The sequence below is a fragment of the Pseudarthrobacter sp. P1 genome, from assembly GCF_050156935.1.
GTDB lineage: Bacteria > Actinomycetota > Actinomycetes > Actinomycetales > Micrococcaceae > Specibacter.
This window is the reverse complement of sequence record NZ_CP189584.1, coordinates 2,133,551-2,153,474: the sequence shown is the minus strand read 5'-3', so window position 1 is coordinate 2,153,474 and position 19,924 is coordinate 2,133,551. Positions and strand designations below refer to the sequence as shown.

Below are 19,924 nucleotides of genomic sequence, written 5' to 3'. Positions count from 1 at the left end.
TGTCCATGGCGGCCACACTAGGGTGTGTCTCCTAATCAGTGGTTTTGCGGTTTGGCATGATTGATGGGTGCCTTCTCGCTATTCCGTGTTGTCCGATGCCCAGTGGGAGTCCATTGCCCCGTTGATGCCCGATTCGTCGGGGAAACCGGGCCGACCCTTCAACGACCACCGGCTGATGACCGAGGGCATCATCTACCGCTACCGGGCAGGGATCCCATGGCGTGATCTCCCTGCCTATTTCGGGTCGTGGAAGACCGTGTGGAAGCACCACCGCCGCAACGCCGCCAACGGGACCTGGGACAAGGTCCTGGCGGCGTTGCTGACCCGCGCGGACACGGCCGGGCTGATCAACTGGGAGGTCTCGATCGACTCCACGGTCAACCGTGCCCACCAGCACGGCACGAACCTGCCCCGCCACACAGGGGGACCTGTCGAATTACAGGAATCTGCTCGACGAGCCTGAGGACCATGCCATCGGCCGGTCCCGCGGCGGGCTGACCACCAAGATCCACGCCCTGGTGGATGGCAACATGCGTCCCCTGGTCCTGCTGCTGGGGCCGGGCCAGGGCGGGGACTCGCCGATGTTTGAGAACCTCATGGAGGCCCTGAAGGTAGAAAGGCCCGGTCCCGGCCGGGCCCGCACCCGCCCGGACCGGGCCATGGCCGACAAGGCCTATTCCTCCAAAGCAATCCGGGCGTACCTGCGCGGGCGGGGCATCGAGTGCGTTATCCCGGAAAAGGACGACCAGAAGGCCAACCGGAAACGCAAGGGCTCCGCCGGGGGACGCCCCGTCAGATACGACAGGGACGCCTACAAACGGCGCAATGTGGTCGAGCGCAGCTTCAACACCCTCAAGCAATGGCGGTCCCTGGCCACCCGCTACGACAAACTGGCCCTCACCTACCGCTCAGCGGCCGTCCTGCACGCCGTCGTCATCTGGAGCGCCGCATTGGGAGACACGCCCTAGGGTGTGTCTCCTAATCAGTGGTTTTGCGGTTTGGCATGATTGATGGGTGCCTTCTCGCTATTCCGTGTTGTCCGATGCCCAGTGGGAGTCCATTGCCCCGTTGATGCCCGATTCGTCGGGGAAACCGGGCCGACCCTTCAACGACCACCGGCTGATGACCGAGGGCATCATCTACCGCTACCGGGCAGGGATCCCATGGCGTGATCTCCCTGCCTATTTCGGGTCGTGGAAGACCGTGTGGAAGCACCACCGCCGCAACGCCGCCAACGGGACCTGGGACAAGGTCCTGGCGGCGTTGCTGACCCGCGCGGACACGGCCGGGCTGATCAACTGGGAGGTCTCGATCGACTCCACGGTCAACCGTGCCCACCAGCACGGCACGAACCTGCCCCGCCACACAGGGGGACCTGTCGAATTACAGGAATCTGCTCGACGAGCCTGAGGACCATGCCATCGGCCGGTCCCGCGGCGGGCTGACCACCAAGATCCACGCCCTGGTGGATGGCAACATGCGTCCCCTGGTCCTGCTGCTGGGGCCGGGCCAGGGCGGGGACTCGCCGATGTTTGAGAACCTCATGGAGGCCCTGAAGGTAGAAAGGCCCGGTCCCGGCCGGGCCCGCACCCGCCCGGACCGGGCCATGGCCGACAAGGCCTATTCCTCCAAAGCAATCCGGGCGTACCTGCGCGGGCGGGGCATCGAGTGCGTTATCCCGGAAAAGGACGACCAGAAGGCCAACCGGAAACGCAAGGGCTCCGCCGGGGGACGCCCCGTCAGATACGACAGGGACGCCTACAAACGGCGCAATGTGGTCGAGCGCAGCTTCAACACCCTCAAGCAATGGCGGTCCCTGGCCACCCGCTACGACAAACTGGCCCTCACCTACCGCTCAGCGGCCGTCCTGCACGCCGTCGTCATCTGGAGCGCCGCATTGGGAGACACGCCCTAGCAGCGGCTCGGCGCCCCAAGCTTCTCGAATCCTGCTCGGTCCGCCCACCTGTTGCTCCACGCACGACGGCAGACCCGGCACGGACCCCCGGTGCCCGGGCAGTACCGTGGAAAGGTGAAACCGATCTTCCGTTCTGCCAATTGCCGGCAGCCCACGCCATGACCGCCACTCTTCTGTCCAGACTCCCGCGCAGTGCGGTGCTGTTGGCCTGCATTGGGCTCATCGCACTGAACATGCGCGGATCCTTTGTTGCGGTGGCCCCCGTGGTGGGTCCCATGGAACTGGAACTCGGTTTCTCGCCGGTTCAGCTGGGCCTGCTGACAGGCATTCCGGTGCTGTGCTTCTCGCTGGCGTCCCCGCTGGCGTCCCTGGCGGGCCGCAGGTTTGGGGCGGAGTTCGCCATCACGCTGACCCTGTTTGGTGTGCTGGCCGGCGTGGTGGTCCGCTCGCTGGGCGGCGCGGGACTGGTGCTGCTGGGGACGGCCATCATCGGCATCGCCATCACCATCGGCAACATTGCCGTGCCGCTGATCATCCGGCGGGACTTTTCCCCGCGCCAGCAGGGGACTGCCATGGGCGTGTACACGGCGGCCCTGAACATTGGCTCCTTCCTGACGTCCGTCGCCATGGCGCCCCTGGCCGGGCGTGTGGGCTGGCGGCTGGCCCTGGCGTCCTGCGCGGTCTTCGCGGTGGCGGCGATGGTTGCCTGGACCGGGGCCGTGGGGTGGCGGCGGTCCTTTGTGCCGGCCTCCGTACCGGCCCCGGGTGCCACGGCAGTGTCCGGCGGCCGGGAATCCGCATGGATCACGGCCGGGCTGGCCGCGGGGTTCGCAGGCCAGGCGTTTTCCTACTACGGCGTCACGGCCTGGCTGCCCAGCTTCCTGGCCGACGAGCTGTCCATGGCGCCGGCCGCGGCCGGCGCCGGATCGTCGATCTTCCAGATTCTGGCCATCGTCGGGGGACTAGGCGTCCCGATGCTCGCCAGGTTTGCCAGCACGCGGACCGTGGCCCTCACCCTGGGGGCGTTGTGGCTTGCCGTGCCGCTGGGCCTGCTGTTCGTGCCCGGGCTGTGGTGGCTGTGGTCGGCGTTCGGCGGCATTGCCCAGGGCGGTGGCATCACCGTCATCTTCATTGCTGTCATCAAGCTGGCCCGCGACCAGGCCACGGCCGGGCGGATGTCCGCCGTCGTCCAGGGCGTCGGCTATTGCTTCGCCGCGCTGGCCCCCACGGTGGTGGGCTATGTGCACGGCGTCTCGGGCTCGTGGACCGCGCCGCTGCTGGTGATCCTGGGCTCCGTGGCCGTGTTCATCTTCGGCACCACGCTGTCCGTGCCGAAGGAGCCGCAGCGGCGCTGATGGCGCCCCCTGTATCCTGAAAGGGCGGGTCGCACGGCGCTGCCGGCCGCCCACCACCCTCCCAGACCCCCTCGAACGGACCTCCCATCACTAGCAACGCACCCACCCCCGATCCGTTCCGCACCGCGGCGGAGGCTCCCGCCGTCGTCGTCTGGACCGCGGACGACGGCGGGAGCCGGACCGCACGCTGGCGTTCGGCCAACGACCGGCCGGCACCCAAGCGCGTTGAGGTGGTGGACGATTCCCTGACGGCGGATGAGGCGAACCGGATGGCGTCGCAGGGCATCGCGATGCTCTGGCAGGGCGACTTCCACAATGCGCGGCAGATCCTCAATGCCATGGACCGCCGGCTGGCCAACGGGAAGAAGAAGGCGGCCAAGGACCCGGCGGACGAGTTCTACCGGCACCGCCAGTCCCGCTCGCACCGGGCCCGCATCCTGGGCCTGGTCCTGGTTCCGCTGGATCCCGGTCCCGTGGTGCCGCTGCGCCGCGCGCCGGACATCAAGGAGGCGGCCACGGGTGCCTACGGCGACGTTGATGAGCCCTCGGTGGTGTCGCTGCACGAGCTGGTGGGGGCCATCGGTGCCCACGAATGGCGCAAGAACGGCGTCTACGTCGAGGCTTTGGCTGACCGCATTCACCCGCACTACGGCACCTTCTTCCCGACCCGCAGCGAGTATGTGGACCTCTTGGCCGAGGTGGAACTGCCGCCCCTGCCGCTGGCGTTCGACGTCGGCACCGGCACCGGGGTGCTCGCGGCCGTGCTGGCCCGCCGCGGCGTCCAGCGCGTCATCGCGACGGACAATGAGCCGCGCGCCATCGCCTGTGCCGCGGAGAACTTCCGCACCCTCGGCGTCGATGACCGGGCCGAGGCCGTCCTGGACGACATGTTCCCGGCCGGCCGCGCGCCGCTGGTGGTCTGCAACCCGCCGTGGATTCCGGCCACACCGCACTCCTCCCTGGACAGCGCCGTCTACGACCCGGGCAGCCGGATGCTGTTCCGCTTCCTGGACGAGCTCCCCGAGCACCTGGAGCCGGGCGGGGAAGGCTGGCTTGTCCTGTCGGACCTGGCCGAGCACCTGGGCCTGCGCTCGCGGGAAGACCTGCTCAATGCCATCGACGCCGCCGGCCTGGAGGTCATCGACCGGCTGGACACCCGGCCGGCGCACCCGAAGGCCTCGGATCCGAACGATCCGCTGTTCGCCGCCCGCGCCGCCGAGGTCACCTCCCTGTGGCGGCTCGTTCCCCGCGCACCCGACGCCTGACCGCTGACGCCCGACACCGGACGCCTGAATTGAGCGTCCGCCCCTGGCGCCGCCGTCGTGGCGCGCCCTGCCCTCCCGGGCCCACCCACCCTGCTTTGAGAGAGAACCACCCATGAGCCTGATCCGGCTGAACGATGTCAGCGTCCGCTTCGAGAACACGCAGATCCTGCGCGAGACCTTCTTCCGCCTTGAGCCGGGGGACCGGGTGGGGCTGATCGGCAAGAACGGCTCCGGCAAGTCCACGCTGCTCAAGCTGGTCCTGGGCCAAGTGGAGCCCGACGCCGGGACCGTGGCCCTGGAACTGGGGACCAAGGTGGGCTACTTCTCCCAGTTCTCCGAGCTGAACGGCGAGGCCACCATCACCGAGGTGCTGGACGGCCTGTTCACCGAGATCAAGGCCGTCGAGGCCGAGCTGGCCGCGATCGACACGGCCATCGCCGCGGACCCCGCCGACGGAGCGGAGCTGGAGCGGTTGATCCACCGCCAGTCCGAACTGTTCGAGGACATGGACCGGCTGGACGGCTGGGACTACCCGCGGCGCATCGACAAGGTGCTCACCACCCTGGGCTTCGACGAGGCCCACCGGACGTGCCCGATCGACAAGCTCTCCGGCGGCTGGCGCAACCGCGCGGCCCTGGCGAAGATCCTGCTCGAGGGCCCCGACGTGCTGCTGCTGGACGAGCCCACCAACTTCCTTGACGTGGCCGGCGTCGAATGGCTGGAGAGCTGGTTCCGGGACTTCCGGGGAGCGGCGATCATCGTCTCGCACGACAGGAAGTTCCTGGACGCCGTCGTCACGCGGATCATCGAGGTGGAGAACTTCCACCTGCACGAGTACCCGGGCAACTTTGCCGAGTATGTGGTGGCCAAGCAGTTCCGCCTCAAGACCCTCGAGGCGCAGTTTGTGCACGAATCCGAGCTGCTGGCTTTCGAGGCCGAGGGCATTGCCGACCGCCGCGAGGCCGCGAAGGCCGCCAGCAAGGGCCTGGGGAACCAGCTGGCCAAGATCAAGAAGTCCCGCACGCCGCGGCCGGTGGATCAGATCATCACCGAAATCTACGGCGGCCTGCACGTGAAGGATGTGCTGTGCCGGGTGGAATCCCTGGACAAATCGTTCGGCGAGAAGACGCTGTTCACGGACCTGAGCTTTGAGATCCGGCGCGGTAACCGGATTGCTGTGCTCGGCTCCAACGGCAGCGGCAAGTCGACCCTGCTCAAGGTGCTGACCGGGGATGAAAAGGCCGACGGCGGCGAGGTCGCCTGGGCGAAGGGCGCCGGCGTCGTCTCCTACAACCAGATGCTGGACGACCTGGACGTGGACGACACCGTCAGCCACGCCGTCAACGCCATGCCCGGCAGCCTCGCGCTCACCGCGACCAAGAAGTCCGTGAACAGGTTCCTGGCCATGTTCCAGTTCTCCGAGGCGGATTTGAAGCAGAAGATCGGGAACCTGTCCGGTGGGCAGCGGGCGCGCGTGGCCATGGCGCAGTGCCTGCTCTCCGGCGCCTCGGTGCTGCTGCTCGATGAGCCCACCAACCACCTGGACATGTCCAGCACGCAGGTGATGGAACGGGCGCTGCTGCACTTCCCCGGCGCCGTGGTGGTGGTCAGCCACGACCGCTTCTTCACCGAGAAGATCGCCAACCGCCAGCTGGTGTTCGGCGTCGACGGCGCGAACGCCGGCGAAATCGAGGTCCGCGCCGCCTGACGGCCGCACGCCGCGCCGCCTGACGGCGCCGGCCGGTTGATCCGGGGCCGCTGCGGGGCTACCGTCGAGGCAGCTGCACGGTGCAGCCCCGACCCGGATCGAGGCCCGGCATGGCCAAACTGAACTATTCAGCCACCACGTCCCTGGACGGGTATGTGGCCGACGCGGACGGCAATTTCGATTGGAGCGCGCCGGACGAGGAAGTGCACGCCTTCGTCAATGACCTGCTCCGCCCGGCCGGAACCCACCTGTACGGCCGCCGGATGTACCAGGTGATGGCCGCCTGGGAGACGCTGTACGGCCAGCCGGACCTGTCTCCCGTCATGCGCGATTTCGCGGACATCTGGCACGATGTCGACAAGGTGGTCTACTCGACCACGCTGGAATCGGTGGCCAGCGCCAGGACGCGGATCGAGAGGGAGTTCGACGCCGGTGCCGTCGCTGCGCTGAAGGCCTCGGCCGGCCGGGACCTCGTGGTGGGCGGCCCCGGTCTTGCCACGGCGGCGATCAGGGCCAACCTGGTGGATGAGTTCCACCAGTTCATTGCGCCCGTGGTGGTGGGCGGCGGCACTCCGTTCCTGCCCGAGGGGGTCCGCCTGGACCTGGAGCTGCTGGACGAACGCCGCTTCGGCAATGGCGTGGTGTACTTGCGGTACGGCAGCATCCCTTGAACCGGCGCCCGCAGGGGCGTAGGAAAGGTACTGCCACCATCGGCCCGCCCATGCCAGGAGAACCCTATGGTCCACACCGTCCAATCCGCCGACGGAACCAGCATTGCCTACGAGCGCAACGGCAGCGGGGTGCCGCTCATCATCGTGGGCGGGGCCCTGAACAATCGCCAGTCCGCGGCCGGGCTGGTGCCGCTGCTGGCGGACGCCTTCACCGTCATCACCTACGACCGCCGCGGGCGCGGGGACAGCTCCGATACGCCGCCGTACGCCGTCGAACGCGAAATCGAGGACCTGCGCGCGCTCGCTAAGGCAGCGGGCGGGGCCGTGCAGCTGTACGGACACTCCTCCGGCGCCATCCTGTCGCTGGAGGCGGCCGCCTCGGGCGTGCCCGTGGACAAGGTGGCGGCCTACGAGCCGCCGTATTTGACCCGCGGGGGAGCTGACGAGTCCTGGCGGGACTTCGTGGACAGCGTGCGGTCCCTGGCGGACGGCGGCGACGGCGGGAAGGCCGTGGAGGCGTTCATCCGGCACACGGGCGCGGACTTCGACCCCGCGATGGCGCAGGCCCCCTGGTGGCCGGCGCTGGTGGCGCTGGCGCCCACGCTTCCCTACGACCTGACGCTCGCGGCCGACGGCATGGTGCCGACCCAGCGGTTCTCCCGCATCGGGGCGCCGGTGCTGGCCCTGTACGGCGGCGCCAGTCCGGCGTGGGCCGAGGCATCGGCGGCAGCGGTGGCCGCATCCGTCCAGGACGGGCGGCAGCAGGAGGTTCCGGAGGCGACCCATGCGGTGCCCCATGAGGCCATCGCACCGATCCTGTTGGACTTCCTCGGGTAGAGCACATCCAGGGCCGCCGCGGATCGGCGGCGGCCGCGACAGAAAGGCCGGCCGATGCCGAAACTGCGGGTCCACAACTTTGCCATGTCATTGGACGGCTACGCCGCCGGCCCCCACCAGGACATCAACCATCCGTTGGGTGTGGGTGGGGAGCGCTTGCATGAATGGGTGTTTTCCACCGCCGCGGGGCGCCGCATGGTGGGCGGCGACGGCGGCCTGTCCGGCATCGACAACGACTTCCTGGAACGCGCCGACCACGGCATCGGCGCCACCATCATGGGGCGCAATATGTTCGGACCCATCCGCGGGCCGTGGACCAACGAGAAGTGGAAGGGCTGGTGGGGCGAGAATCCGCCGTACCACCACCCGGTGTTCGTCCTCACCCGGTATCCCCGCGCCCCGTTCAGCATGGAGGGCGGGACCACGTTCAATTTCGTGACGGAGGGGATTGAAGCGGCCCTCGACCAGGCGATGGACGCGGCGGCCGGGGCGGACGTCCGGCTGGGCGGCGGGGCCGCCACCGTCCAGGCATACCTGCGGGCCGGGTTGGTGGACCACCTGCACGTGGCGATGGTGCCCATCCTGCTGGGCAGCGGCGAACGGCTCTTTGACCACCTCGACGGCGGTCCGGCCGGGATGGCGCTGGTTGAGTTCGCCGCCTCCGACGGTGTTGCGCACGCGGTGTTTGAACGGACCGCGTAGCCGACCTGCCTCCGTCCGGCCCGGGAGCCGGGAATGCCAGGCAGTAAATTGCAGGAAAAAAGGCTGGCCGGGAACCCATGGCGGTTCCCGGCCAGATTCGTTAATTGCCCCTATCCAAGAAGCGCGCCGTCCGAGTGGACGTTCTCGGACGCCGGTGCGGCCGAAGCTGGCCTTCGCTTCGGCGCCGATATTGTGCCGCTGCTTCTCTAATTCCGGTTATCTTGTTAGCCTCGGCTCACAGCTGCACAGTGGATCTGAAGTTGGGGGCAACGATTGGACACACCGCACGCACCTGGTGCCGCCGGCCGGGACCTGCCCACGTCGCCCACCGGTCGCATCCCGCAATGGGTCATCGACGAACGGTTGGCCGCCGCGAATCCGCCGCCTGGCCAGCCGCGGCCCGGCCGAGGCTGGCAACGGCCCAAACGCCGGCGGCCGCGGGGCCGGCGGAATCCCGGTTCCGCCTTCCGGCTGTTGGTGGGCGTGCTGTTCTTCGGCCTCATCGTCTACGGCACCTTTTCCGGCCGGCTCATCGGTAGCCCCTTTGCCGGCGTTGCTGCCGCCGCCGACAGCCATCCCGGCCGGCCGACGCCCGGCCACGAATCGTCGCCGAGCCCCTTGGGCACGCCGCCGGAGGTGGCGGCAAAGAACGGATCATACCGCTTTCTCGTGACCAACGGCGACGGCGCTCCGGTGGCCTATGACCCCTGCCGCCCGATCCACTACGTGGTCAGGGAGCGGAACCAGCCTGCCGGTGGACAGCAGCTGCTGGTCCGGGCCTTTGCCCATGTTTCCGCCGCCACCGGCCTGGCGTTTGTCTACGACGGCGCCACGGACGAAGCTCCCTCGCGCCGGCGCGAACCCTTCCAACCCGACCGCTACGGCGACCGCTGGGCGCCCGTGCTTGTTGCCTGGGAGACGGACGAAGAGAATCCCGGCTTTGCCGCTAGCCGGGTGGGCGAGGCTGGCAGCCAAACTATGCAGATTGATGGCGGTGCGCCCGTCTATGCCACAGGGCAGGTGCAGCTCGATGCCAAGCAGCTGGGAACCATGATGGCCCATCCCGCCGAGTCCTCGCTGGTCACCGCAGTGGTCGAACACGAGCTCGGGCACCTGGTGGGCCTGGACCATGTGGCCGACCCGGCCCAGCTGATGTATCCGGAAGCTGGACCGGCGAGGATGGGGTTCGGGCCGGGGGATCGTGCCGGGTTGGCGCAGCTGGGCAGGGGGCCGTGCGTTCCCCAGCTGTGAGTGCACCCGCCGGCCCGGAACGGTTCTGCAGCGGGAGCGCTGCTAGGCTCGGACCGAAGATCCGGCGGCCCGCGCGGCAGCCAGTTGCACCATTGGGGGAATCCATGCGCTAGCCTGCCATCGCGGCTGCCCTATCGTTGCTGGTCTTGGCCGGGGCCGGGTGCACCGCCGCACCCGCTGCCGACATCCAGGCCAGGACCAGTACGGCCACCCCGGCACCGGCCTCGGCGGGCGCTCCGGCGGTGTCTCCCACGCCCGCCTTGCCGGCAGGGGAGACGGTCAAGGATTCCTTCGGAAACGTCCTCTTCTATACGACGGTGGCCGGCGACGAGGCGGCTACGCTGGCGCAGGTGTTCAAGATCTCGCTGGGCAGGCTTGAGATGTTCAATGCGCTGGCGCAGGGAACCCCGCTGGCGCCCGGCACAAAGCTGCGGCTCCTTCCGCCGCCCGGTCCGGACAATGGGGCCAGGGGAGAGGCCGAGCTGGACAACCGCGGCATCCCCGTGACCTACACGGTGGCGACGGGTGACAACATCGAGGGCATCAGCTATCGGTTTGGCATGGCACAGGACCAGCTGGCCGAGGCCAACAAGGCCACTCTCGTGCAGAGCGTTGGCATTGACTACTTTCTGATAGCCGGCACCACCATCGAGCTGCAGAAAAAACCGGTGGACAGCCGTTCAGGCCGGGGCCAGACCATCAGCAACTCCGTGGGCCGGGCCATCTACTACACCGCCGTCGACGGCGACTCCATCGACAGCCTGGGCTACCAGTTCCGGCGCCCCGCGGCGCAGCTGCTCAAGGACAATCCGCAGCTGGCGGTCGATGCCCCCATACCCGCCGGCACCAGGGTCACGCTGATGCCCAATGCCAGGACGATTCCGGGCGCGGCCGGCACCTTCACAGCCGACGCCCGCGGGATCCCGTTGACCTACACCACCGCTCCGGGCGACGTTGACTCGCAGATCGCCGCCCGCTTCGGACTTGAGCGCTCCGAATTGCGGATGGCCAATTCCGGTTCAAGCCGTGGCGGCATGGACTGGTTTCAATACACTGATGCATCGAATCGTGAATTGGTGCCGGGGCAAACCATCAGCCTCAGCACCGAGTTTTCGATCCGGGGGCCTCTGGCCAACAAATAGGATTCCCCGGGCCGGGACCTGATGGCCGGACCATTCGGGCGCGGTCCGGCGTGTTAGATTGCCGCCTATGGTCAACAACACCACAACCCCGGATCCGGGCCCGGCCGTGGCGGCAGCCATCGAGCTGCTGGTGCGCCGCGGCTATGACGCAACCACTGTGGACGAGCTGGCCGATGCCGCCGGCATCAGCCGGAGCACCTTTTTCCGCAAGTTCGGGTCCAAAGAGGACATCGTCTTCGCGGACCACGACCGGATCCTGGCCCGGGTGCAGGACTTCCTGACACACCGCGGCGGGGATCCGTTGGACGCGGTGGTGGATGCGGCACTTCTCGTCTTCGACCACCATCTGCGCAACCAGGCGACGGCGCTGCTGCGGCACGAACTGCTGCGGCAGGTTCCGGCCCTGCGCGACCGCGAGCTGGTGATGACGCACCGCTACGAACGGGCCTTCCGGAAGCATCTGCAACTCCCGGGGGCCGTCCCCGGTGGTGCGGCAGCCGTCGCCTTCGCCGCGGGCGTGGTGGCGGTGCACAACAGCGCCCTGCGCGGGTGGTTGCGTGCCGAGGCGCACAAGCCGGCCGAGGCGTCGTCCGCCGGTGAAAACGCCGGCGAAAACTCCACCGAAAGCACCGGGACTTGCCTGGCCGCGGAACTGGCGACGGACCTGCACGAGCTCGCTGACCGCTTTCGGCCCGTGGCAGGTGCTCCAGCGGGCCGGCGTCCGGCCGCACCGGCGGCCGGGCGTCCCGCCGTCGTCGTCACCGTCCTTGACCGGAGCGCCGGAACGGAAGAGATCCTGCAGGCGGTCCGGAGTGCCCTCGAATAGGGGAATGGAACTCAATTCCTTGACATGAGACTCAGTTCCACAGCATGGTGGAACCACGAGCACTCTCCCGCAGACGCAAGGACCGGCCAATGACCTCCACCGCAACCGACCCGCACCAGCTGGACACCCCCTTCCCACAGGGCACGGTGGAGCCGGAGTATGTGCTGACGGAGGCGCTGGATCCGGATCCGGCGTCGGTCTTCCGGGACATCAGCGCCGCGGACCAGGCGTACTGGGCCCGGGCCCGGGCCTTTGTCCAGGGCGAGGTGCTGCCCGTCATTGCCGGTTATTGGGAGCGCGGGGAGTACCCTCTGCACCTGGTGAAGCGGCTGGGCGAGCTGGATTTGCTGCGCGACGGCATCGACGTCGACGGCTTCCCCGCCATGAGCAAGACGGCCGCCGGCCTGGTCACCATGGAGGTCAGCCGGGGCGACGGCTCCATTGGTACTGTCATCGCCGTCCAGGGCGGACTGGCACTGCGTTCCATTGCCGAATGCGGCTCGGCCGAGCAACAAGCCCGCTGGCTGCCGCCGCTCTCCCGGGGCGAGGAGTACGGGGCGTTCGCTTTGACGGAGCCGACGCACGGCTCGGACTCGGTGGCGCTGGAGACCACCGCCACCGCCGTCGAGGGCGGATTCCTGCTCAACGGCGAGAAGAAGTGGATCGGCAACGGCTCCATCGGCGGGGTCACGGTGGTGTGGGCGCGCGGCGGCGACGGTGCCGTGCACGGCTACCTGGTGCCGCAGGATTCTCCCGGCTACACGGCCACCACCATCGAGGGCAAGGCGTCGCTGCGGGCCATCTGTCAGGCGCACATCCGGCTGGAGAATGTCTTTGCGCCCGCGGAGAATGTGCTCCCCGGGGCGCGCACCTTCAAGGATGCCGGCCGCGTGCTGCTGGCGACCCGGCTGGGCGTGGCCTGGTCCGCCGTCGGGCATGCCACGGCCTGCTACGAGACAGCCGTGCAGTACGCGGCGCAGCGCCGGCAATTCGGCCGGCCGCTGGCGGCGTCGGCGATCATCCAGGAGCGGCTGGCCCGCATGCACTCCGAGCTGGCCACGATGCAGCTGATGGTGGCGCAGATGACCAGGCTGGACGAGGCGGGTGCGTTGACGCCGGTGCAGGCCTCGCTGGCCAAGTACACCTGCACCCGCGCGGCCCGGGGAATCGCCGCCAACGCCCGCGACATGCTCGGCGGCAACGGCATCCTGCTGCAGAACCGCATCGCGCGGCACTTGGCGGACATCGAGGCCATCCACACCTACGAGGGCACGGAGACGGTGCAGGCGCTGATCATCGGCCGCTCCATCACCGGCATCTCCGCCTTCGCCTGATCCATTGTTTCCTTGTCTCCGAAAGGCATGTCCATGACTGCAGACGACCTCACCCCCGTGATCCTGGGCGGCGCCCGCACGCCGTTCGGCCGGTTCCGCGGCGCGCTGGCCCCGCTGTCCGCCAGCGAGCTGGGCGCGCACGCCATCAGGGCCGCGCTGGAGCGCACGGGCGTGCCGGCGGAGAGGATCGACGCCGTGATCGTGGGCCAGGTGATCCAGGCCGGCGCCGGCCAGGGTCCGGCCCGGCAGGCCAGCCTGGCCGCGGGCATCGGCTGGGACGTGCCCACGGTGACAGTGAACAAGTTGTGCCTCTCAGGGCTCACGGCCGTGATCGATGCCGCGCGGATGATCCGGGCCGGCGAGGCGGACTTCATCGTGGCCGCGGGCCAGGAGTCCATGACCAACGCCCCGCACCTGGTCAAGGGGCTGCGCGCCGGCATCACCATTGGCGACACCCCGATGCTGGATTCGCTCAACCACGACGGCCTGCAGGATCCGGTCAGCGGTGAGCTCATGGGCAGTGCCACCGACGCCGGGAACGCGGCACGCGGGATCACCCGTGAAAAGCAGGATGCCGTTGCTGCCCTGTCGCACCAACGGGCCGAGGCCGCCCGGGCTGCGGGGGTGCTGTCGGAGGAGATCGCGCCGGTGACCATTGTGCAGCGGCGCGGGGACGCCGTCGTCGTCACCGACGGCGAGGGCATCCGTCCGGGCACGACGGCGCAGTCGCTGGCCGCGCTGAAGCCCGCCTTCGCGAAGGGGGAGCAGGCCACCATCACCGCCGGCTCGTCCTCACCGCTCTCCGACGGTGCCGCGGCACTGGTGGTTGCCAGCAAGGGCGCCGCACACGCGCTGGGTCTGGCATGGATTGCCGAGATTGGCGCGCACGGGCAGACGGCCGGGCCGGACGGATCGCTGCACTCGCAGCCGTCGCGGGCCATCGAGGCTGCGCTGCGGCGCGAGGGCCTGTCGGGGGAGGCGTTGGATTTGATCGAGATCAACGAGGCCTTTGCCTCGGTGGTGGTCCAGTCCGCGGAGGATCTGGGCATAGACACGGACCGCATCAATGCCGAGGGCGGGGCCATTGCGCTGGGCCATCCGGTGGGTGCCTCCGGCGCGCGGCTGGTGCTGCACCAGGCACTGGCGCTCAAGCGGCGCGGCGGCGGTGTGGGAGTGGTGGCGCTGTGCGGCGGAGGCGGGCAAGGTGACGCGCTGATCCTCAAGGCCTAGGACCGGTCCCGCTGGTCGATCCTGTCAGTAATGATTGAGGTGGGGGCCAGGGTGGTCTGACTCGGAGCCTGTCTGACGCTGTGGCTGTCGTTGTCTCGATGCGCCGGCCGGCCCTCGATAGAATGGCGGGGTGAATGAGACCGTGCCGCCGTGCCCCGAATGCTCCAGCGAATACACCTACGAGATGGGTTCGCTGCTGGTCTGCCCCGAATGCGCACACGAATGGGAGCCGGCCTCGGATGTTTCGGTTGAGGACACCGGCCCGGCAGTCATCAAGGATGCCGTGGGCAATGTCCTGGCCGACGGCGACACCGTGACGGTGGTCAAGGACCTCAAGATCAAGGGAAGCTCCACGGTCATCAAGGTTGGCACCAAGGTGCGCAACATCCGTCTGGTGGATGGTGTGGGTGACCATGACATCGATTGCAAGGTGGACGGTGTCGGCCCGATGCAGCTCAAGTCCAGCGTGGTCAAGAAGATCTAGCGGCAAGGCAACTGAAGCGCGGCAAGTGGGTTGTCAGCGGGAGTCGGCCCGAGGGGTTGCAGCCCCATGAGTTTAACTGGGCCAACCCGGCGCCGTTGAGTTACAAGCTGGCGATCCTGTACGCCCGCACCGTTGTCTGGAACCGCCGGACGATCCGCCGCGGCGACACCGCATCCACGAGTGCCGCGGTGCCTGCGGCCAACGGCTGCAAGGGTTGTCTGTGCTGACCAGATCCCGGCCCCGCCGTCGGCATGGAGTACGGCATCTCGTGGCCTGACCCGATGTGCCATGCCATGCCCCGGTCCAGTCCCAGGCTGCATCCCCGCAACCGGGCCCGTGCCGATGGCGCGCCGTCCCGTCCAGGCCGAGAACGGCGGCCGCGGACGTGACGTTACGCCCCTGCCGAGCACAACGAAGAACCGGACCTTGTCCTGCAGTGTCTATTTCCTGCCGGAATGTAAACCTCCGAGCATGCCCGCCGCGCTCCGCTGTCTGGCTTTCGCAGTCCTAACCGGTGGTGAGTGCGACGTCGTCGAGGTACATCCAGGTGTCGTCGGTGGGGTTGGGCCCGTTGAGGTGGACGTTGAACCAGAGGGTGATGGTCTGGCCCTTGTAGGCGGCGAGGTTGGCGGTGACCTGGGTCCAGGCGCCGGTGTTGCTGTTGAGTTTGAACAGGCTGGCCAAGGTGGTGCCGGTGGTGCTGCGGATCTGCCCCTCCATCCAGTCCCGGCTGCATGACGCGCCGCTGCATCCGGTGTCGGCGCTGTGGGGCTGGTACCAGAAAGTGAGCGTGGAGGTGCCGGTGGCGGGGACGTTGATGGTTTGGGCGAGGGTGCTGTCGCCGAGGGGTTCGGTTCCGGTGTTCAGGCCCAGCCGGGCCGATCGGGTGCCGCTGTAGGCGGTGCCGTTGGTCAGCCCGGGGATGCTGGTGCTGGTCGCGGGCGGGGTGCCGGTGATGGTGGTGGGGGTGAGGTTGGTTGCGCCGGTGTGGGGGGTGATGGTGTAGGAGGTGATGGGGGAGCCGCCGTTGGGCGGGGCGGTCCAGGTGAGGGTGGCGGTGGCATTGCCGGCGGTGGCGTTCACGCCGGTGGGCGCGGCCGGGGCGGTGCCGACCTCAAGTACGACAGGGCTGGTGGTGACGATCTCCGTCCACGGTCCGGCGGGTACATCGATAGCGTCCACGAAGTGCCAGCTGACGTGGTCGTTGTCGCCATCGAGGTCGGCGTACCCGAGGCAGCCGTTGAGTGCCGGGGACACATCCATGCCGGCGCCTTGGGTCGGATCGCCGGAGAACATCTTGTTCACCGGGCGGGCGTTGGTGGCACCGAAGACATAGACGGAGTCGTGGTAAAGGCTGCCACTGGACGGGCCGGCGTCCTCGATCTGGCCGTAGCAGGTGCTGCCGTTCGGTCCGGTGATTGCCACCCAGCGGTTCTTCATGTAGCTGAAGGCCTGATCGGTGCAGTGCCCTGCGTAACCCGGGTCATTGGCCCAGGGGACGTTGGTGCACCGGTTAGCGAAGGCGATCGAATCGTTGAGGTCGTCGTAGGGCAAGGTGATGTAGAACGGATTCTGCAAGGGTCGTGGCTGCTGCGTCGGGAAGTAGTGTGCCGCTGCGGTCCTGGCCTCCGTGGCACAGGTGAACGTGGCATACGTTGGGCCTTGGTTGCTGACACCGTCGCACCCGCCCCAGGGCGATCCGGGGCAGCCATTGGCCGACGACGGCATGAGTCCCTTGGCGACCCCGGTGTGGCTCAGGGCCCACTGTGCATCGTAGGTTGAGCAGATCTGCGAGCCGTCTGAAGCGTTTGCGTTGAAAACTTCGCCGACCTAGAACGTGGTGGAGACGATGTTTGTGTGGACCGGATAGGTTCGCCCGGCTGCCCGGACGGGAGCGGTGACAATGCCGGTGAGCACCAGTGCCGCCAGCATGGCAATGACGCATCCGACCGCGCTCCAGTGCGTTCCATTGTGGCCGGGAATGCCTGGACCCGGTGTCCCGCAGCGTACAGCTCGTGTGGAATTGCGCCGGTCTGCCAGAAAGCCCATCTCGATCGTCCGCTCGGCTCGTCGTTAGGGCAGCAGGCTTGAACGCCAACACTTGCGATGATCGCCGCAGGACGAATTCCCCCCCGCCCCAGCCGACCAGCTGCCACTTTCTTCATCGGGCCGCGTCGGAACGGGCCACTGCACCGAGACCTCGGAATGATTGCTCTGCATTCCGACTGGACAAAGAGTCCACGTGCAGGCTCCCTGCGGAGTCTAGGGTCCACCACTGGCCACCGGATGAGTGTGTAGTACTTGGATTTCCCCTTTGGCCGCCGGGGGGCTACTTGATTTCTGCACCACGGCCGCCCGGGGTGCCGGGCACGGCAGGGCCCTCTGCGCAGGTGGTGCCGGGCAACGGAACGGTCACAGGACGACGGCGACGACAGCAAAACAGCCCGTCCTCCACTGCTGTGGGGGACGGGCTGTCTTGCTTGGTGTGCGTTAGATCGTGGTGGTTGCCGCGTCATACTCCAGGCGCGGCAGCCGGGGGTGGGCCGCCGCGGCGCCGGGCTTGCCCAGGTTGACCACCATGAAGGCGGTGTGGCCGGACTCGGTGTTGAATTCGGCGTCGACGCCGGCGGCGTCAAAGCCGGTCATGGGGCCGGCGGCCAGGCCGGCGGCACGGGCGGCAAGGATGAAGTATCCAGCCTGGAGGTGGCTGTTGTTGTTGCCCATGGCCGTGCGGATGCCCTCGTTCTCGGCAAACATGTCCCGGCGGGCGGCGGCGGGCGGGAACACGGTCGGCAGCAGTTCGTGCCAGTCGCCGTCGAAGCTCAAGATGGCCGTCATGGGCGCGTTGCGCGTCTTGTCCTTGTTGCCGTCCATCATGTGGGCCACCAGCCGCTCACGGGCCTCGGAAGAACGGACCCAGGTGATGCGCAGCGGCTGGATGTTCATGGCCGTGGGGCCCATCTTGGCCAGGGCGTAGACCGCCTGCAGGGTCTCGTCGCTGATCTCCTCGGCGGCGAAGGAGTTCGCCGTGCGGGCCTCGCGGAACAGGGTATCGGCCACGGTTCCGTCCAGAACCAGCTGGTCGTCAAGGGTGGTCTGCAGTGCAACGTCGATGCTCATATTCCATGCCTTTTCATCTACTTTTGGTGTTGTGTAGATCAGCGTGGAATGTGCTGCGGTGATTCCCGGGCGGACTGTGGCGTTGGCCACAGTCCGCCCGGGCCGGATCCCGACGACGACGCCGGGTCAGCCGGCCAGCGACGCCGCCAGCGCGTCCAGCAGGTCGCGGGTGCCCTGTTCACGCTGGGCAGGGTTGTCCATGTTGTCCAGGTAGACGCCCTGCTCGGTCATGGTGAGGTGCGTGCCGCCGTCGGTGCCGGGCTCGAGCTCAATGCTGGCCACGGAGGCGGAGAGGTTCTTGCCGTCGACGGTCATCTTGTAGCTGTAGACGATCCGCTCGTTGGGGACGATGTCGTGGTACTGGGCTACGAAGCGCGAGACCGGCCCGCCGACCGGGCCGCCGGTGTTGATCTCCGTGCCGCCCTCGCGGAAGTCAAGCTCCCATTCGGTCTGCTCCCATTCGGCAGGTCCGACGAACCAGGCGTGCTTGCCCTCCTCGGTGGCGAAGGCGGCGTAGACGTGCTCGGGCGAGGCGGGGAAGTGGCGCTCGAGGGTGAAGCTGGCGTGGGTGGTGGATTGCGTGCTCATGGCATGTCCTTTGTCGGTTGTTCGGGGTGGCTGGCGAGATAATCCGCCAGCCGGTCAAGGTGGTGCTCCGCGGGGGTGCGGCGCTCGGTGAGCCAGGCTTCGGCCGTGCGCAGGGCGGTGCTGCCCAGAGTGCAGGTGCGCACTCGGCCGATCTTTTGGGTGGTGATGAGCTGTGCGTTCTCGAGCACGGCCAGATGCTGGACCACCGCCGGCAATGACATGGCCAGCGGCTGGGCCAACGCGCTGACGCTGGCCGGTCCCTGTGTGAGCCGCTCAAGGATGGCCCGCCTGGAGGGGTCGGCCAGGGCTTGGAAGATGGCGTCCAGTCCGCTCGAATACTTAAGCACATTCTTAAGTATTGCCGGTGGATTCACGAAGTCAAGAGGCCGGCTCCACCAACTTTCCGCGGATCTTCCCCGTGCCCTTGACCTGGGGTGCACTCCACGTCCTACCGTTGCGGTGGGGACAGTTCAGATGACGGCAGACGACGGCGGACGAGGGAATGCGATGAAGAAGACAGAATTGGGCCAGGCCGGGTTGGCCGTTTCGAGGCTGGGGTTGGGCTGCATGGGCATGTCCGCGTTCTACTCGGGCGCCGGCCGGGACGAGGCCGAGTCCATCCGCACCATCCACCGGGCGCTGGAGCTGGGCATCACGTTTTTCGACACGGCGGAAATCTACGGGCCCTACCTCAATGAGGAATTGCTGGCCAAGGCCCTGGCCGGACGGCGGGACGAGGCTGTGGTGGCCACCAAGTTCGGCACCATCCGGCACCGTTCGGACGGCTCCCGGGGAATGGACGGCAGTGCGGACAACGTGCGGCTGTCCGTTGAAGGCTCGCTGAAGCGGCTCAACACTGACCACATCGACCTGTACTACCAGCACCGGATGGATCCCGGCACGCCCATTGAGGAAACGGCGGGGGTGCTCGCGGAGCTCATAGCCGAGGGCAAGATCCGCCACTACGGACTGTCGGAGGCGGCGCCGGCCACCATCCGCCGGGCCCATGCCGTGCACCCGGTGGCGGCGGTGCAGACGGAATACTCGCTCTGGTCGCGGGACCCGGAGGCCGAGATCCTGCCCACGCTGCGCGAGCTGGGCATCGGCTTTGTGCCCTACTCCCCGCTGGGGCGCGGGTTCCTCACCGGGACCATCCGCTCGCTGGAGCAGCTGGAGGCGAAGGATTTCCGCCGGCACAGCCCGCGCTTTGAGGGGGAGAACCTGGCGGCCAACATCGGCATCGTGGAAAAGGTCGACGCCGTCGCCGCCGAGCTGGGGGCCACGCCCGGCCAGGTGGCGCTGGCCTGGCTGCTGGCCCAGGGGGAGGACATCGTGCCCATCCCCGGGACCAAGCGGACCAGCTATCTGGAGGAGAATGCCGCGGCCGAGGGCATCACCCTCTCCGCCGCCCAGCTGGCGGCGCTGGACAACCTGCCGGCGCCGGTGGGCGAGCGGTACGCGGATATGACGCCGCTCAACCGCTAGAATCCAACCGG

Annotated in this window: 20 protein-coding genes; 15 read left to right on the top strand and 5 right to left on the bottom strand. The window is 68.1% G+C overall.

Annotated features, from left to right (window positions below):
* Nucleotides 1-124: 124 nt before the first annotated feature.
* The 9 genes from ACQCSX_RS10170 to ACQCSX_RS10130 all read left to right on the top strand — a co-directional run bounded on the left by ACQCSX_RS10170 (nt 125) and on the right by ACQCSX_RS10130 (nt 9,704).
* Nucleotides 125-968 (top strand): IS5 family transposase gene (locus ACQCSX_RS10170; protein WP_427018933.1). Its coding sequence is split into 2 segments (ribosomal slippage): nt 125-430 and nt 432-968, totalling 843 coding nucleotides; the frame shifts between segments, so codons are not numbered across the junction.
* Nucleotides 969-1,071: 103 nt separating this feature from the next.
* Nucleotides 1,072-1,915, top strand: a protein-coding gene (locus ACQCSX_RS10165; RefSeq protein ID WP_427018933.1) for an IS5 family transposase whose coding sequence is annotated in 2 segments (ribosomal slippage) — nt 1,072-1,377 and nt 1,379-1,915 — 843 coding nt in all. Because the reading frame shifts where the segments join, the coding sequence is not laid out codon by codon here.
* 158 nt (nt 1,916-2,073) lie between these two features.
* Nucleotides 2,074-3,270 carry a CynX/NimT family MFS transporter gene (locus ACQCSX_RS10160; protein WP_427018862.1) on the top strand — a complete coding sequence of 399 codons (1,197 nt, stop codon included), beginning with the start codon at nt 2,074-2,076 and terminating at the stop codon, nt 3,268-3,270.
* A gap of 233 nt (nt 3,271-3,503) precedes the next feature.
* Nucleotides 3,504-4,535, top strand: coding sequence for a methyltransferase (locus ACQCSX_RS10155; protein ID WP_427018861.1), 1,032 nt, complete (start codon nt 3,504-3,506; stop codon nt 4,533-4,535).
* Between the two features lie 112 nt (nt 4,536-4,647).
* Nucleotides 4,648-6,243 carry an ABC-F family ATP-binding cassette domain-containing protein gene (locus tag ACQCSX_RS10150; RefSeq protein WP_427018860.1) on the top strand — a complete coding sequence of 532 codons (1,596 nt, stop codon included), beginning with the start codon at nt 4,648-4,650 and terminating at the stop codon, nt 6,241-6,243.
* Between the two features lie 110 nt (nt 6,244-6,353).
* Nucleotides 6,354-6,914 carry a dihydrofolate reductase family protein gene (locus ACQCSX_RS10145; protein ID WP_427018859.1) on the top strand — a complete coding sequence of 187 codons (561 nt, stop codon included), beginning with the start codon at nt 6,354-6,356 and terminating at the stop codon, nt 6,912-6,914.
* A 66-nt stretch (nt 6,915-6,980) separates the two neighbouring features.
* Nucleotides 6,981-7,751: an alpha/beta fold hydrolase gene (locus ACQCSX_RS10140; RefSeq protein ID WP_427018858.1), complete on the top strand. Its 771-nt coding sequence runs from the start codon at nt 6,981-6,983 to the stop codon at nt 7,749-7,751.
* A 54-nt stretch (nt 7,752-7,805) separates the two neighbouring features.
* Nucleotides 7,806-8,453, top strand: a complete 648-nt coding sequence (locus ACQCSX_RS10135) for a dihydrofolate reductase family protein (RefSeq protein ID WP_427018857.1) — start codon at nt 7,806-7,808, stop codon at nt 8,451-8,453.
* A 273-nt stretch (nt 8,454-8,726) separates the two neighbouring features.
* Complete coding sequence (locus tag ACQCSX_RS10130) at nt 8,727-9,704, top strand: matrixin family metalloprotease (protein WP_427018856.1); 978 nt, start codon at nt 8,727-8,729, stop codon at nt 9,702-9,704.
* 109 nt (nt 9,705-9,813) lie between these two features.
* On the opposite strand, the gene ACQCSX_RS10125 is transcribed toward ACQCSX_RS10130, so the two are convergent.
* Complete coding sequence (locus ACQCSX_RS10125) at nt 9,814-9,957, bottom strand: hypothetical protein (RefSeq protein WP_427018855.1); 144 nt, start codon at nt 9,955-9,957, stop codon at nt 9,814-9,816.
* Between ACQCSX_RS10125 and ACQCSX_RS10120 the strand changes: the two genes are divergently transcribed.
* From ACQCSX_RS10120 to ACQCSX_RS10100, 5 genes are all read left to right on the top strand, one after another.
* The gene (locus tag ACQCSX_RS10120; RefSeq protein WP_427018854.1) at nt 9,947-10,846 is read left to right on the top strand and encodes a LysM peptidoglycan-binding domain-containing protein; all 900 of its coding nucleotides are present in this window, start codon (nt 9,947-9,949) and stop codon (nt 10,844-10,846) included. The two genes, ACQCSX_RS10125 and ACQCSX_RS10120, sit on opposite strands and share 11 nt — an antisense overlap.
* A 67-nt stretch (nt 10,847-10,913) precedes the next feature.
* On the top strand, nt 10,914-11,672 hold the full coding sequence (locus ACQCSX_RS10115) for a TetR/AcrR family transcriptional regulator (protein WP_427018853.1): 759 nt from the start codon (nt 10,914-10,916) through the stop codon (nt 11,670-11,672).
* Nucleotides 11,673-11,761: 89 nt separating this feature from the next.
* Nucleotides 11,762-13,006, top strand: coding sequence for an acyl-CoA dehydrogenase family protein (locus ACQCSX_RS10110; protein WP_427018852.1), 1,245 nt, complete (start codon nt 11,762-11,764; stop codon nt 13,004-13,006).
* A 27-nt stretch (nt 13,007-13,033) separates the two neighbouring features.
* Nucleotides 13,034-14,236 carry an acetyl-CoA C-acetyltransferase gene (locus ACQCSX_RS10105; RefSeq protein WP_427018851.1) on the top strand — a complete coding sequence of 401 codons (1,203 nt, stop codon included), beginning with the start codon at nt 13,034-13,036 and terminating at the stop codon, nt 14,234-14,236.
* 130 nt (nt 14,237-14,366) lie between these two features.
* Nucleotides 14,367-14,720: a zinc ribbon domain-containing protein YjdM gene (locus tag ACQCSX_RS10100; protein WP_427018850.1), complete on the top strand. Its 354-nt coding sequence runs from the start codon at nt 14,367-14,369 to the stop codon at nt 14,718-14,720.
* A gap of 507 nt (nt 14,721-15,227) precedes the next feature.
* Here ACQCSX_RS10100 and ACQCSX_RS10095 read toward each other — a convergent pair.
* The 4 genes from ACQCSX_RS10095 to ACQCSX_RS10080 form a co-directional block, all read right to left on the bottom strand.
* Nucleotides 15,228-16,298 (bottom strand): fibronectin type III domain-containing protein, encoded by a 1,071-nt coding sequence (locus ACQCSX_RS10095; RefSeq protein ID WP_427018849.1) that lies wholly within the window; start codon nt 16,296-16,298, stop codon nt 15,228-15,230.
* A gap of 912 nt (nt 16,299-17,210) precedes the next feature.
* Complete coding sequence (locus tag ACQCSX_RS10090) at nt 17,211-17,840, bottom strand: malonic semialdehyde reductase (RefSeq protein WP_427018848.1); 630 nt, start codon at nt 17,838-17,840, stop codon at nt 17,211-17,213.
* A gap of 126 nt (nt 17,841-17,966) precedes the next feature.
* Nucleotides 17,967-18,428 carry an SRPBCC family protein gene (locus tag ACQCSX_RS10085; RefSeq protein WP_427018847.1) on the bottom strand — a complete coding sequence of 154 codons (462 nt, stop codon included), beginning with the start codon at nt 18,426-18,428 and terminating at the stop codon, nt 17,967-17,969.
* Nucleotides 18,425-18,775 carry an ArsR/SmtB family transcription factor gene (locus ACQCSX_RS10080; protein ID WP_427018846.1) on the bottom strand — a complete coding sequence of 117 codons (351 nt, stop codon included), beginning with the start codon at nt 18,773-18,775 and terminating at the stop codon, nt 18,425-18,427. Before ACQCSX_RS10080 ends, ACQCSX_RS10085 begins: the two co-directional genes overlap by 4 nt.
* A gap of 160 nt (nt 18,776-18,935) precedes the next feature.
* On the opposite strand from ACQCSX_RS10080, the gene ACQCSX_RS10075 reads away from it, so the two are divergent.
* Complete coding sequence (locus ACQCSX_RS10075) at nt 18,936-19,913, top strand: aldo/keto reductase (RefSeq protein ID WP_427018845.1); 978 nt, start codon at nt 18,936-18,938, stop codon at nt 19,911-19,913.
* Nucleotides 19,914-19,924 lie beyond the last annotated feature (11 nt).

Coding starts and splice junctions, on each gene's coding strand:
- ACQCSX_RS10160 (WP_427018862.1), top strand. CDS start 2,074: ATGACCGCCACTCTTCTGTCCAGACTCCCGCGCAGTGCGGTGCTGTTG.
- ACQCSX_RS10150 (WP_427018860.1), top strand. CDS start 4,648: ATGAGCCTGATCCGGCTGAACGATGTCAGCGTCCGCTTCGAGAACACG.
- ACQCSX_RS10145 (WP_427018859.1), top strand. CDS start 6,354: ATGGCCAAACTGAACTATTCAGCCACCACGTCCCTGGACGGGTATGTG.
- ACQCSX_RS10140 (WP_427018858.1), top strand. CDS start 6,981: ATGGTCCACACCGTCCAATCCGCCGACGGAACCAGCATTGCCTACGAG.
- ACQCSX_RS10135 (WP_427018857.1), top strand. CDS start 7,806: ATGCCGAAACTGCGGGTCCACAACTTTGCCATGTCATTGGACGGCTAC.
- ACQCSX_RS10115 (WP_427018853.1), top strand. CDS start 10,914: ATGGTCAACAACACCACAACCCCGGATCCGGGCCCGGCCGTGGCGGCA.
- ACQCSX_RS10110 (WP_427018852.1), top strand. CDS start 11,762: ATGACCTCCACCGCAACCGACCCGCACCAGCTGGACACCCCCTTCCCA.
- ACQCSX_RS10105 (WP_427018851.1), top strand. CDS start 13,034: ATGTCCATGACTGCAGACGACCTCACCCCCGTGATCCTGGGCGGCGCC.
- ACQCSX_RS10090 (WP_427018848.1), bottom strand. CDS start 17,840: ATGAGCATCGACGTTGCACTGCAGACCACCCTTGACGACCAGCTGGTT.
- ACQCSX_RS10085 (WP_427018847.1), bottom strand. CDS start 18,428: ATGAGCACGCAATCCACCACCCACGCCAGCTTCACCCTCGAGCGCCAC.
- ACQCSX_RS10075 (WP_427018845.1), top strand. CDS start 18,936: ATGAAGAAGACAGAATTGGGCCAGGCCGGGTTGGCCGTTTCGAGGCTG.